The sequence below is a fragment of the Kibdelosporangium persicum genome, assembly GCF_013280595.1.
Taxonomy (GTDB): domain Bacteria; phylum Actinomycetota; class Actinomycetes; order Mycobacteriales; family Pseudonocardiaceae; genus Kibdelosporangium; species Kibdelosporangium persicum.
Genome location: NZ_JAAATY010000027.1, coordinates 1 through 13,462, shown reverse-complemented (window position 1 = coordinate 13,462; position 13,462 = coordinate 1). Strand labels below are relative to the sequence as shown.

The 13,462-nt window shown below is 68.9% G+C and carries 10 protein-coding genes; all 10 read left to right on the top strand.

Translation table 11 applies throughout. The features are described from left to right. Positions 1–10 precede the first annotated feature (10 nt). The 10 genes from GC106_RS35190 (at position 11) to GC106_RS35145 (ending at position 13,443) form a co-directional block, all read left to right on the top strand. A complete protein-coding gene (locus GC106_RS35190) occupies positions 11–2,161 on the top strand; it encodes an MMPL family transporter (protein ID WP_173139534.1) in 2,151 nt (716 codons plus the stop codon). Positions 2,162–2,518: 357 nt separating this feature from the next. Further along, on the top strand, positions 2,519–3,670 hold the full coding sequence (locus tag GC106_RS35185) for a tetratricopeptide repeat protein (protein WP_173139532.1): 1,152 nt from the start codon (positions 2,519–2,521) through the stop codon (positions 3,668–3,670). Continuing rightward, entirely contained in the window at positions 3,663–5,603 is a 1,941-nt protein-coding gene (locus GC106_RS49020) for a CHAT domain-containing protein (RefSeq protein WP_173139530.1), read from the top strand. The genes GC106_RS35185 and GC106_RS49020 overlap by 8 nt, the downstream gene beginning before the upstream one ends. 4 nt (positions 5,604–5,607) lie before the next feature. Next, on the top strand, positions 5,608–5,841 hold the full coding sequence (locus GC106_RS49795) for a CHAT domain-containing protein (protein WP_376777801.1): 234 nt from the start codon (positions 5,608–5,610) through the stop codon (positions 5,839–5,841). After that, positions 5,838–6,962 carry a CBS domain-containing protein gene (locus GC106_RS35170; RefSeq protein ID WP_173139526.1) on the top strand — a complete coding sequence of 375 codons (1,125 nt, stop codon included), beginning with the start codon at positions 5,838–5,840 and terminating at the stop codon, positions 6,960–6,962. Before GC106_RS49795 ends, GC106_RS35170 begins: the two co-directional genes overlap by 4 nt. Then, on the top strand, positions 6,959–7,960 hold the full coding sequence (locus tag GC106_RS35165) for a hypothetical protein (protein ID WP_173139524.1): 1,002 nt from the start codon (positions 6,959–6,961) through the stop codon (positions 7,958–7,960). The genes GC106_RS35170 and GC106_RS35165 overlap by 4 nt, the downstream gene beginning before the upstream one ends. A 131-nt stretch (positions 7,961–8,091) precedes the next feature. Next, a complete protein-coding gene (locus GC106_RS35160; protein ID WP_173139522.1) occupies positions 8,092–8,613 on the top strand; it encodes a 2Fe-2S iron-sulfur cluster-binding protein in 522 nt (173 codons plus the stop codon). Beyond that, complete coding sequence (locus tag GC106_RS35155) at positions 8,610–9,596, top strand: FAD binding domain-containing protein (RefSeq protein WP_173139520.1); 987 nt, start codon at positions 8,610–8,612, stop codon at positions 9,594–9,596. Before GC106_RS35160 ends, GC106_RS35155 begins: the two co-directional genes overlap by 4 nt. Beyond that, entirely contained in the window at positions 9,593–11,905 is a 2,313-nt protein-coding gene (locus tag GC106_RS35150; RefSeq protein ID WP_173139518.1) for a xanthine dehydrogenase family protein molybdopterin-binding subunit, read from the top strand. The genes GC106_RS35155 and GC106_RS35150 overlap by 4 nt, the downstream gene beginning before the upstream one ends. Positions 11,906–12,060: 155 nt before the next feature. Next, positions 12,061–13,443, top strand: coding sequence for an IS1380 family transposase (locus tag GC106_RS35145; protein ID WP_312872492.1), 1,383 nt, complete (start codon positions 12,061–12,063; stop codon positions 13,441–13,443). Positions 13,444–13,462: the final 19 nt, after the last annotated feature.

The window sequence follows — 13,462 nt, the reverse complement described above, 5'->3', positions numbered from 1 at the left end:
GGAGGATCGATTGCGTGCTGCGGTACATGACGGCCAGGCCGCCCGGGCCGTCGCGGTGGTGGGCCGGGTGTGCGTCCGGCACCGGTTCGTCGTGATCGTCGCGTGGGTGCTGCTGGTGCTGGCGCTCGTGACGGGTGCGCGAATGATCGGCACACCAACGGACAACGACGTGAGCCTGCCGGGTACCGACGCCCAACTCGTGCGGGATCTGACGGCGTCATCGGCGACGCCGCTCACCGGCGGGACCGTGATCCTGGTGGCCCCGGACGGGCGGCTGGACGACGGGGCCCGCTCCGGCGTGCTGGCGGCGACGGCGGCCTCCCTACAGGCAGCCGAGCACGTGACGACGGTGAAACCACCCTCGCCGCGGGACCGGTCGCTGTCCGCGGACGGACGCACCGGCTGGTTCACGGTGGGCTTGGACGTCCGCCGTGCGGAGCTCACCAAGGCCATGGCGCACAAGGTGACCGACGCCGCCCGGCCCGCCGCCGACGCCGGCCTGCGGGTCCTTCCCGGCGGGGCATTCGCCCAGGTCATCGACGGCTCGGGCAGCACAGGCAACGAGTACTTCGGCCTGATCCTGGCCGCCCTCGTGCTCTTCCTCGCGCTCGGCAGCCTCGCCGGTGCGGCACTGGCGCTGCTGACCGCGGCGCTCTCGGTGCTCGCGACGCTGGAGATCGTGGGGCTGGCCGGGAACCTGACCTCGATGCCGGCCCAGGCGTCGACCCTGGCTCTCATGGTCGGCCTCGGCGTCGGCATCGACTACTCCCTGTTCCTGCTCAACCGGTTCCGCACGCTGACGCGGTCGGGCCTCGCGGTGCCAGCGGCCATCGAACGCGCGGTCGCCGACTCCGGCACGGCCGTGGTCGTCGCCGGTGTGACGGTCGCGGTCGCGCTCGCGGGACTGAGCCTGACCGAGGTGCCGCTGCTGCAAACGCTTGCCTGGACCTGTGGGATCGCGGTCCTGTTCGCCGTTCTCGCCGCGCTCACCCTGCTCCCCGCACTGACCTCGCTCGCCGGACGACGGCTCGCCCGCGGCGGGATGCTGTACAACCGGCTGGCTCGCCGCGCCGGCTCCGGTGGTTTCTGGGCACGCCAGGCCGACCGGGTGACTCGACGGCCCTGGCTGGCCGGTGGTTTCGCGATCGTGCTGCTGGCCCTGCTCGCGGCACCGGCGACCGACCTGCGACTCGGCCAGCTGGACGCCGGGTCCTCGCCGTCGTCCACCGCCGTCCGCCAAGCGAACGACGCCATCTCAGCGGCATTCGGTCCCGGCGCGGGCACACCGGTGACCGTGCTCGGCCGGCTGCCCACGCCGGTCACCGATGCCCAAGATCCCCGCATGTCCCAACTCGTGGCGATGGTGCGCACCCAGCCAGGGGTCGCCGACGTCGGGCCACCGACGCCGTCCGACGACAGGCGGGTCGTCACGGTCCACGTGGTCGCATCGACCTCGGGCGGTGACCCGGCGACGGCGGACCTCGTCCATCGCCTGCGGAGCCAGTCCGTGCCGGGCATGACCGTGCACGTCGGCGGCAACACCGCCGCCCGGGTAGACCTCGCCGACCGGGTCACCGACAAGCTGCCGCTCGTCATCGCGGTCGTGCTGCTGCTGTCGGTCGCGGTCCTGCTGCTGGCCTTCCGGGCACCGCTGCTCGCCCTCAAGGCGGCCGTGATGGACTTCATCTCCGTCGGAGCGGCCTACGGCGTCCTGACCGCCGTGTTCACCTGGGGCTGGGGCGTGACGTGGATCGGGCTCTCCGGTCCGGTACCCATTCCGAGCTTCGTGCCGCTCATGCTCTTCGCCCTGCTGTTCGGCCTGTCGATGGACTACGAGGTGTTCCTGCTCAGCGACGTCCAGCGCCGCTGGAACATGACCGGGGACAACCTGCGATCGGTCCGCGAAGGCCTGCTCGGCACCGGCCGCGTGATCACCGCGGCGGCGGCGATCATGGTCGGGGTCTTCCTCGCGTTCCTGCCCAACAACGACCCGACGATCAAGATGTTCGGTGTCGGCCTGGCGGTCGCGATCGCCGTGGACGCGACCGTCGTCCGCTGCCTGCTCGTCCCCGCCACAATGGCGATGCTCGGCGACCTCACCTGGTGGACGCCAGGCCGTAAGCGGGTGCGCACAACCCTGCCGTCTGACCAGCACGGATGACATCCGGACAGCCACCGGCCATCTTTTCAAGATCGAGAAAAGGGTCCGCACAGGCGCCGACCTGTGCGGACCCTCTCGACCGCCGGGACAACAGGACTTGAACCTGCGATCCCTTTGACCCGCAGGCATTTTGCAGTGTCGACCATCCTGAGTGGACAGAACTGCCGTCGGCACCGTCGGCATGATCGTGAGGTGTGGCGTTACGACTGCTGTGCCGGACCTTCGTCCGTCTCCTTCCCTGGCGGAGTCGTGCGGGCACATCCGTGTCGCGGTGGTGCCCAGAGCCCGCCACAGATACTTTGTCACCTAGGGGATCGATACAGGCGTTACTGGGCAGGCACAGGGGAAGGTTGGTCGGTGGGGACGCTGTCTGACGTGGTTTTCCTGCTGTACGACGTCGAAGCGGAGTCGTTGGCTGACGCGGTGGTCACGCCGGACGAGACGTTCGCCCAGTTGGATGCGGCGCTTGAGAACGGTGACACGGGTGCCGCGACCGTGGTTCTCAATGCCGAGATCGCGCGGCTGCAGGCGATTCGGCGGCTTCTGGAGTCCGGTGCGGCGGGGGCGGTGCGGAAGGAGCCCGGCCGGGCCTTGGATCTCTCGCTGTACCTGTCGGATCTGCACGGTCGGCGGGCGCGGCTGCGTTTGGCGGCCGGGGACGTCGACGGCGCACGTCAAGACCTCGTGGCCGCGAGGGTGCTGCCACGTCCTCATCCCTACGCGGCGCCCCTGTTGGTCGAGGCCTACGAGCACGCCGGGCGCCTCGGCTACGCGATGTCCCTGTTGTCGAGAATTCACCGCGACGATCCGCCTTCGCTGGCGAAAGGTCTGCATCGCCTGATCCTCGTGGCCCGTTCCACCAGCGCGGACCCGAGCACGGTCGAACTGGGAGTCGATCTGCTCGCCCAAGCCGACAAGAACGGCCTCTACGCGGGCATTGTCGACGTGCACCGTGGCTGGCGGGGACCGCCACCGAAGCCCGAGGACCTGGAAGCACTGCACGAGGAGGTCATCTCGGCGGTCGGTGCCCAGGACACCACGACAGCCAAGGCGAAGCTGCAACAACTGCTGGCGTGGGCACCGGAGTTCGCCCCGGGGTGGTGGCTGCTGGGCAGGATGCCGATCGACGCGGGACTCGTGCCGGAGGCCGGGTCGGCGGACGGGCTCGTCTCCGTCGGCCTGGACGATCCGGGCCTTCTGCACGCCACAGTCGAGGCGTTCGAACTGGCCGTGCACTTCGATCACAGCCAGCACTATTTCTGGGCGGACCTGGCCGGAGCGAGACTGGCGCTTGGCGACAACCGCGGCGCGCTCAGCGCGGCCGAGTACGCGGTGCGCCTGCGGCCGGAAGCGGAAACCTTCTGGTTCAAGGCGTTGGCGCTGATGCGACTCGGTGAGCGCGCCGAAGGGCTGAGCCTGTTGTCCCGGATCGTGCGGATGGATCCGACGACCGACATCGCGGTCAGGGCACGGACGATCCTCGCCGCGGGAGGGGATCGCGATGACTGATCCGCTCACCGCGGTGATCGCCGAGGAGCAGCAGTTCTTCGAAGACGAGGTGCGGCGGGCCGGAATCGACGGCAGACTGGCCCTCGTCAAGATGAAGGACGGCGCTGTCAGTGGGTACGGCGGCGCGGCCGTGCCGGTCCTGCCTGTCCCGATCGCCCTTCTTCCCCGGCTACTGCAGGCCGACGCCACAGACCGGGAGACACTCGCCGCGGCGGTGGCCGAGTCGATCAAGCTTCTGCGCCCCTACGGAAAGACGGCGCTGCTCGGCGCCGCTTTGTCCGTCCGGGTGGAGCAGCTGCGGCTGCGCGCCCATCCGGAAGAGCTCCTCGCGATCGCCATCGAGGCCGTGCAGTGCTTCGCTGGTCCCCCAGTGGCCCGGCTGCGGGGCCGTTGCCTGATTGACCTCGGCACGGTCATGCGTGACGCCGGCGCCCCCTACGACGCCTTGATCGCCTACGACAAGGCGGAGGTGCTTCTCTCACAAGCAGCTGACGAGGCGGGGCTCGCCGCGTTGGCCTACCACCGTGCGGTGATCGCGCGGTCGGCCGGGCTGTACGAGGAAGGCCTGCTTCACCTGGATGTCGCGGGTGACGTCGTGCCGGACGTGGTCGTCTCGGAGAAGGCGATCTGCCTGTTCGAATCCGGTGACGTCACCGCGGCGGCCGGGCTGGTGGACACCTGGGTCGCCGAAGTCCGCGGTCACGCGCCCACGTTCAACCATGTGCTGCCCTATTCGATGCGGGCACGCATCCGGCTGCGGCGCAACGAACTCGATTCCGCGTTGGAGGACCTGACGGTCGCTGTCGAGACCGCGGGCGACACGGTCCGCAGGCACCTGACCCGCAGGTTCCGGTCCAGTGACCGTGCCCAGCTGCAGCCGGTGTTCGACCAGGCCCTCCATGTGGCGCTCACGCAGGGCCGGGCTGATGTCGCCCTGGGTGTGCTTTTCCACGAGAAAAGCGTCATGCCGGGCCGGTTACGGCCAGGGCCGTCCGCATTGGACAGTGAGATCGCGGCAGCCACCAAGGACCTGGCCCGAGCGGCCACGAACGCGACGATCATGCGTGATCTGGACGCGGCCCGACAGCTCTCGCACCGGGCGGGCGACCTGGTCGACCACGCTGATCTCCTGGCCGGCAACCGGGAACAAGCCTCTGCTGTCGACATGACGTCGGCTGTTCGGCGGCTGCAGCAGGGGCTTCGGCCGGGCGAGACCGTCATCGAGTACGTGGCCGCGGCGGGAACAATCTGGGCCATCGCCGTGCGAGCGGACGGCGTGAGCAGCCATCGCATCAGGTTGCACGAGATCGAAGCCGCGTTGCTCGCGCAGAGCACAGCGCTCGAACGCCTCGCATTGCAGTCGCCGCATGCACTGGAACGCCTCGGGCGCGCCCTCCTCGACCCGGTACGTGAGTACATTGTGGACGCTGGTCGCCTGTATGTTGTTCTACCCCAGCTTTTCCAGTCGTTCCCGCTGCACGCTGTCATGGTGGATGGCGTTCCGTTGGTGACGCGAACGGAGGTCGTCTACCTGCCATCCGTCGATTTTCTGGAGCCCGCGGCGGCGCGTCCGCAGCGTGGCGGCAGTCGTGTCATGGCTGTCGACGAGCCGTGCTACGAGGTCCTTCCGCGACTGACCGCCGCCGCGAACGAGGTCGAGCGCGTCGCGGCCCGGCTGGGAACCACCGATATCCTGCGGGGCGAGGACGCGACCGCGGCCGCGTTCCTCACTGGACTCGCCGAGTCCAGCTTGCTGCATGTCACGTCGCACGCGGCGTTCGAACCGCAGGCGCCCTTGTTGGCGCGGCTGTTGCTCGCCGACCGGCCCGTGTTCGCGTTCGAGATCGCGCTGGCGACGGCGAGCGCCACGGCGGTCAACCTCAGTGGCTGCAGCACGGCGGCGCAGTTGACCGCCCCCCGGCGGGGAAGGTGACGGGCTGGCCGCGGCATTGCTCGCCGCGGGCGCGCAGGCCGTCGTCGCGTCATGGTGGCCAGTACGCGATGACGTTGCGGCGGCGTTCAATGACGCGTTCTACAGTCATGGGACCGGTGACGTGTGGGCCGCTGTCAATGCCGCGCAACGTGCCGTGCTCAACGAACCGGGCTGGGACCATCCCGCTGTGTGGGCGCCGTTTGTGGTGTTGGGAACGCCTGTAAGGCGGCCGATATGACTGTCATTGTCCCCGCGACGCCCGTGCCCTTCCTGCGTTCCGCGGAGGAGACCGCGGGTTCGCTCGCCGAAGAACAGGAGTTCTGGAGCGGCTTGTCATGCGCGTTGCTCGACAGCACGTTCAAGCCGGCGGACGACCAGGGCCGGTGGCTCGTGACGGCCGGGATCGCGTTACGCGCGCCTGCCCACGTGGAATGCCTCTGGTTGCGGGCCGAAATCCGGCTGGGCGGCGAATGCCGTCCCGTGGGCCTCTTCCCCGAGCTGGTCACGGAACCGAGCGGCGTCACACCCGCCGTCCGGGTCATGCCCAGCGGGGTGGTCGAACGCGAACTCGTACCGGGCGGCGGTCACCTTCCCGCGTACACGTCCGGGTGGCTCGCCCCGGACGGCACGCTTGTCTGGGACGTCAACCCGACCACGCCAGCCGTACCGGAACGACTCGCCGAGCTGACGATCCTGTGCGCCAGCCCGCTCCCCGCCAGGTCACCCGTGGTCGACTTCCGCATCGTGACGGTCCTGCACAGTCCCGGCCTCGGCCGACGTGTCGCGGCGTTCACCGGCTCAACGACAAGTGAAGAGAGCACCACAATGGACACGGACCCGATCGGCGCCTTCATCGAGCCGGTCACGATTTTCGGCCTCGCGGACGACGCGGAAGCGGTCCTGGAGCGGATGACCAGCCAGGGCAGGAGATTCGGCGTACTCACGTCCGAGGGCGGGATCTCGGGCGTTGTCGACGTCGATCGCCTGCGGTCGGCGCCCGCGGGCGCGACCGCGGCATCCGTCACAGGCTGGCCCGTGCCCGTCGTCGACGTCGAAACGCCGCTCGACGACATCGCGTCAGTGGTTCGCGCCGCGGACTCGCCGGCAGACCTCGACGGAGCGGTGGTGACAGGGCGGGGCGTCCCGATCGGTTACCTGACCGCCGAACGAGTCGAGACCATCGTCGCCGGGGAAGTCGTTCGCAGCGGCCACATCGGTGGCTTGGCCGGTTCCCCGGTCAGCCAGCTGGTGTTCGAGTGCGCCACACACCAGGAAAGCATGAGTATCCCCTACTACGATCCGGAGAACCGGCCGCGGTGCAGCCACGGTGACCTCATGGTCCGCAGGCGGCCGGCATGATCGACGCCGGGATCGCACGGCTGCAGAGCACCTTCAGCCGACGATTTGTCGTCGGGACGTTCTACCCCGTACTCCTGGTCTTCATCGCCGCGGCTGTGCTGTACCTCGCCGCGACAGGACGAGCGGGACCGGTGTTCACGAGTTTCGCCAGGCTGCCGGGCGTGACCCAGGCCCTGATGCTCGCCGGGGTCCTGCTGGTCCTGGCGACCACAGCGCACATCCTGTCGAGCTTCCACCCGGCGCTGACCCGGTTCTACGAGGGTTACTGGCCCCGCCGGCTCAGCCGCCTGCGTACCAGAATGATCGCCCGCCACCGGAGACGTTGGCGCGCGATGGCGGACGCCGAAGCGCAGGCCCGCGCCGAGGGCCGTCACCAGGACGCCAACGACCTCCAACTCACCCTCGCACGATCCTATCCGCCCAGCACGCGCCCAGACGCTTTCCTGCCCACGCGGCTGGGCAACGTGCTGCGCACCGCGGAGATCTACCCCCACGAGCGCTACGGCATCGACGCCGTGATCATCTGGCCCCGGCTACGCCACATCCTGCCTACCCCAACCGTCGACGAGCTGGTGGAAACCCGGACCGCGATGGCAAGCCTCCTGCTCCTCCGGACGCTCTGCACAGCCTTCGGCATCGTCGCGCCCATCACCATCATCGCCACCACCCAGTCCTGGTGGCTCGCCGCCGCCAGCCTCACCGCCTGGCTCGTCGCCTCCATCAGCCACCGCGCCGCCGTCCAATTAGGACGGACCTACGCCGACCACGTCCGCACAGTCTTCGACCTGCACCGCCTCGAGCTCATCAAGCACCTCGGCCTCGAAACCCCCACCACCCTGTCGGCCGAACGCCTCCTCTGGGACGACCTGACCCAGTTCTACTTCCGGAACCTTCCGCACTCACTCCCCCAAAGACAACCGACCGACGACACCACAGAACCCACCGCACCCCCGGAGCCCCGCCCCAAACCGGCCCCGTCGACGGACGAACGCCCCTGAGCTGGTCGCTGTCGTCCTGCCCCACCCCTGTGGTGATCCTTCGATCGACGGCAAAGCATGCCGAACTATCAAGCAAAAAATACGAACTGCCGACCATTCACGGTGCGATCCGGCCGGGGCATCGTGGAGGCATGGTCACCAAGGACTTCTCGATTCGGATCAACGGAACGGCGGTCGGCCCGCCGGCCGATCCGCGTGTCTCGTTGCTCGACCTGCTCCGGGAAACGCTCCAGCTCCACGGCACGAAGAAGGGCTGCGACCAGGGCGCGTGCGGTGCCTGCACGGTCCTGGCCGACGGTGAGCGGATCGTGTCCTGCCTCGCGTTGGCCGTGCAGTACGTGGGTCGGAACGTCGTCACCATCGAGGGGTTGGCGGGTGATGACGAGCTGCATCCGCTGCAGCGGGCGTTCATCGAGCACGACGGCTTCCAGTGCGGATACTGCACGCCCGGCCAGATCTGTTCGGCGGTGGGCATGGCCGCGGAGGCGCGTCGCGGCGTCCCGAGCCACGTCACGCCGGACCTGACGGTCGGCGAGGTCGAGCTCACCCATGACGAACTGCGCGAACGGATGAGCGGCAACCTGTGCCGATGCGGCGCGCACAACGGCATCGTCGCCGCGATCGCCGAGACCTGTGCGGGGGAACGGAAATGATCCCCTTCACCTACACCCGCGCCGGCGACGCGGCGGAAGCCGTCCGGTTGGCCGGACGGGGTGACGTCAAGTACATCGGCGGCGGCACGAATCTTGTCGATCTTCTGCGGGAGACGATCGAGCGGCCCGCCGCGCTGGTCGATGTGACGGGGCTGTCCTCGGCAATCGAGCCGCGCGGGAACGGCGGCCTGCTGATCGGGGCGGCCGTGCGGAACACGGCGCTGGCCGAGCATCGCGACGTGCGCACCCGCTACCCGGTGCTGGCCCGCGCGGTCCTGGCGGGCGCGTCGGGGCAGATCCGCAACATGGCGACCGTCGGCGGCAACATCCTCCAGCGGACGCGGTGTGCCTACTTCTACGACACCGAAGGGTCACGCTGCAACAAGCGGTCCCCGGGCCAGGGCTGTGACGCGATCGACGGGTTCAACCGCACGCACGCGATCCTCGGCGCGTCGTCCTCGTGCGTCGCCACCCACCCGTCGGACATGTGCGTGGCGCTCGCCGCGCTCGGCGCGACCGTCCATCTCGAAGGAGCCGATGGCGCCCGCACAGTGCCGCTGACAGACCTGCACCGGCTGCCCGCTGACCACCCCGAGATCGAGACGGTGCTCGAACCCGGCGAACTGATCACGGCGGTCGAACTGCCACCGCTGGCCGCGGCGGCGCGCTCGACATACCGGAAGGTACGCGACCGGGCCAGTTACGCCTTCGCGCTGGTATCGGTCGCCGCCGCGCTCGAAGTGGACAACGGCAGGGTCAAGGAAGTCCGGCTGGCGCTCGGCGGTGTCGCACACAAACCGTGGCGCGCCTGGGCAGCGGAGACTGCGTTGAGGGACGGCCCGGCAACCACACGGGCCTTCCGCGCCGCGGCGCAAGCCGAACTCGCCGCCGCCAATCCCTTGCCCGACAACGGATTCAAAATCGAGCTCGCGATCCGCACGATCACCGCCGTGCTCGGCGAGCTGGCAGGAAGTGACGCATGAGCAACGTGGAAGACGCCAAGCAGTCCGCCATGAACAGCCCTCTGGAGCTGGCTCCGGACAGCTGGGCGCCCGGAAACGGGCCCGACCCGTTGATCCAGCACAACGGCGGGCGGATCGGCGCTTCGGTGTCACGCGTCGACGGAGGGCCGAAGGTGCGGGGCGCGGCGCCGTTCGCGGCCGAGTTCGCGCTCGACGACATGGTCTACGCCGCGCTCGTGTTCAGCACGATCGCCAAGGGCCGCATCGCGACGCTCGACACCACCGTGGCGGAGGCCGCGCCTGGCGTGGTGCTCGTGATGACCCACCGCAACGCACCGCGGATGCGGCCGATGCCGCTGTTCGGAACCAGCGAGAAGGCAGCCGGTGCCGACAGCCTGCCGATCATGCAGGACGACCGTGTCCGCTGGAACGGCCAGGCGGTCGCGGTGGTGCTGGCAGAGACGCGAGAGCAGGCCGACCACGCCGCCTCGATGATCCGAGTCACCTATGAAACAGAGCCCGCCACCACGTCCTTCGAGCAGGCGAAGGCCAACGGCACCGAGACCGCTCACTTGTTCGGCCACGACGTGCACATCGAGATCGGCGACGCGGAAGCCGCGCTGGCCGCGGCGCACGTGTCGGTGGACGCCACATACCGCACGCCGTACCAGAACCACAACGCCATCGAGCCGCACGCGACCACGGTGGCATGGCACAGCGACGAACTGGTGATGCACGACGCGTCGCAGTTGGTCGGGCACCAGGCCTGGTCACTTGCCCACATCTTCGGTATCGAGGAAGAGCAGGTCCGGGTCACCGCTCCCTACGTGGGCGGGGCCTTCGGCGGGAAAGGTCTGTGGAGCCATCAGGTGCTGGCCGCGGCGGCGGCGAAGCTCGCCGACCGCCCGGTGCGGCTGGCGCTCTCCCGCGAAGGCGTGTACCGGCTGGTCGGCGGTCGCGCTCGCACCGAACAGCGGGTGGCCATCGGGGCAGGCGCCGACGGCCGCTTCGACGCGATCATCCACACCGGGACCGCCGTGTCCGGCAGGGACAAGGCGGCTCCCGAGGCGTTCGCGTTCCCGACCCAGAGCAGCTACGCCGCCGGCAGCTTCCAGATCGACGTTCAGCTGGCGTACCAGGACATGGTCACCAACACCACCATGCGCGCACCGGGAGAGGCGGTCGGCAGCTTCGCCATCGAGTCCGCTGTGGACGAAGTGGCGGTCGCGCTGGGCATGGACCCGATCGAGCTGCGCATCCGCAACGAGCCCGACAACGATCCGATCACTGGCAGACCGTTCTCCTCCCGGCACCTCGTCGAGGCCTGGCGTGCTGGCGCCGAACGGTTCGGGTGGGCGAAACGCAACCCGACGCCCGGCACGGTGCGCGACGGCGAGTGGCTGGTGGGCATGGGCTGCGCCGCCGCTACGCACCTGTACGTTCGGCAGCCGGGTGGCGCGGCACGGATCACACTGACCAGCGACGGCAACGTCACGGTCGACGTCGCCGCGCACGACGCGGGCATGGGCACCGCCACCGCACAGGGCCAGGTCATCGCCGAGCGCCTGGGACTTGAGCCGGAACAGGTGTCGTTCCGGTTCGCTGATTCGAGGATGCCTGGCCTGGTGGCAGCCCTCGGGTCGAGTCAGACCGTCACGGTCGGAGCCGCTGTGGCCGCGGCTCAGCGCGTGCTGGTGGCCGAGCTGCTCAAGCTCGTCGGTCACGATTCACCGCTCGCCGGTCTCACAACGGAACAGGTCGGCGTGCTCGACGGTGGCCTCGCCAAACTCGATGAGCCCGCGCGGCACGAGAGCTACACGTCCATCCTCGCCGGAGCCGGGCGCGACGAGATCGCGGTCGAGGCGAGCGCCCCGCCGCCGGTGGAGATGATGAACTGGTCGATGCACTCCTACGGCGCGATGTTCTGCGAGGTTCGCGTGAACGGCGTCACCGGCGAGACCCGGGTCAGCCGGTTCCTCGGCTCGATGGACTGCGGGCGCGTTCTCAACCCCAAAACCGCCACCAGTCAGTTCCGCGGCGGCATCATCATGGGCCTGGGCCTCGCCCTGACCGAGCAGACCCACTTCGACGAGCGCAAGGGCCGCATCATGAATCCCAGCCTCGCCGAGTACCACCTCCCTGTGCACATGGACGTGCCGGAGATCGACGTGATCTGGACCGGCATCCCCGACCCGCACACACCCATGGGCGCACGCGGTATTGGTGAGCTCAGCATCACCGGTACCGGAGCCGCCATCGCGAACGCCATCTTCAATGCCACCGGCAAGCGAATCCGCGACCTGCCCATCACGCCCGACAAGCTGATGTGACTGCCCCACCTCGTGAGTGTTTATCCGTGTTCTAACCCTGATCCACCGGTGAATGTGTTGGTGGTGGGTATGTCGTAGACGGGCAGGTGCCCTCTGAGCTGGGATGATTGTTCTTGTCTAGGGAACAAGCCATCACAGAAGAGGGCACCTGTTAAGTGAAAGCATCGCATACCCGTGGTGGGATTGACGCGAGGTTCGACCATCCGACGTTGGTGTCGCAGGCCGGGCTGGTGCCGGCGATGCGATTAGCGCAGGATGCGGGCCTGTCTGAGCTGGCCGATAGGCATGTCCGGCTGGGTGGCTCGATCGGCGCCAACGCCGGCGCGAAGATCGCGTCGATCGTGGCGGGCATGGTCTGTGGCGCGGACTCGATCGACGATCTGGACGTGATCCGCCATGGCGGGCTGCCGCTGCTGTTCGACGGTATCAGGGCACCGTCCACGCTGGGCAGCTTCCTGCGGTATTTCGGCATCGGTCACCTGACCCAGTTGCAGCACGTGGCTCACGGGGTGCTGGTCAGGCTGGCCGCCCAGACCCCGCTGCTGCCCGGCGTCGATCAGCTGGCCTTTGTGGACATGGATTCCAAAACCCAGCAGGTGCACAGCAAGAAACAAGGTGCCGCGTACGGGCACAAGAACCTGTTCGGCCTGGACTACCAACTCATCACGCTGGGCACCCCGCTGGCCGCTCCGGTGATCCTCGACAGCCGGCTACGCGGCGGCAACGCCCACTCCGCCCGCAACGCCGCCAGCCTGCTGCGCCGCTCGCTGACCACCGCCCGAGCCTGCGGCGCGACCGGCCCCATCCTGGTACGCATGGACTCGGCGTTCTTCAACGGCGAGGTCATCACCGAGGTGATCACGGCCGGCGCATGGTTTTCCATCACCGCACGCCACAGCGGCAACGTCACCGCCGCCATCCACGACATCCCCGAACCACACTGGCAACCGGTCACCTTCGCCACCCCCATCCGCGACCAGGACACCGGGCAGCTGATCACCCACGCCGAGATCGCCGAGACCAGCCTGACCGTTCTCACCAACATCACCCGGCACCCCACCGGACCAGCCACCCTCCGGCTGATCGTGCGCCGCGTGCCCATCACCACCCCGCACACCGACCAACAACCACTATTCCCCGCTTACCGCTACCACGCCATCCTCACCAACTCCCCACTCGAAAAGACCCAAGCCGAGGCCTGCCACCGCCAACGAGCCGGCAGCATCGAACACGTCCTGGGCCAACTCGCCACCAGCACCCTGACCCACTTCCCGTCACACGCCTTCATCGCCAACGCCGCCTGGCTGATCCTGGCCACCATCACCCACAACCTCCTGCGCGCCACCGGCTGCCTGGCCACCGGACGCTTCGCCCGCGCCCACACCACCACCCTGCGCCGCACCCTGATCACCGTGGCCGCCCAACTCACCCGCCAAGCACGCCGCACCACCCTGCGCCTGCCCACCCACTGGCCCCACCGCAACGCCTGGCTACTGCTGTTCGACCGGGCACACTCCCCACCCCCACTCCAGCATTGACCACCCACCAAGGCACCCC